The organism is Saezia sanguinis, assembly GCF_003991585.1.
Lineage (GTDB): Bacteria > Pseudomonadota > Gammaproteobacteria > Burkholderiales > Burkholderiaceae_C > Saezia > Saezia sanguinis.
On the sequence record NZ_PQSP01000024.1, the window covers coordinates 1 to 425 of the forward strand.

Annotated in this window: 1 protein-coding gene; it reads left to right on the forward strand. The window is 57.6% G+C overall.

Annotated features, from left to right (window positions below; translation table 11 throughout):
- Positions 1-425 (forward strand): autotransporter outer membrane beta-barrel domain-containing protein (locus tag CUZ56_RS14835; protein ID WP_126981193.1); only part of this gene is annotated, 425 nt, incomplete at both ends.

The following is a 425-nucleotide window of genomic DNA, read 5'->3' on the forward strand; positions in this document are numbered from 1 at the left end:
GACAACCAACTCAGCGGAGCTGCACAAAGCCACACCAGCAAATACGACAGCAGCGGTTATGCGCTCTCGGCAGAAATCGGCTACGGCATTGAAATCAACCGGCATGAAGACGGCAGCGCCTGGATACTTGAACCCCATGCCCAGGTCATCTACAGCCATCTGGAAGCCGACAACTTCTACGACAGCCACGGCACCTGGTACAGCAACAACCAGGCCAGCGGTTACCAGACCCGGCTGGGAGCCCGGTTGTACGGGCAACTCGCCACAGACCAAAAAGGCGTGGCACCCTTTATCGAACTTAACTGGCTGCACAACAACGTTGACAATGGCGTCCAGCTCAATGGCATGGCACTGAGCAGTGACATCGGCAGGAACGTCGGGGAAGTCAAGATCGGGGTGCAGGGAGAGCTTACCGAGCGCCTGAG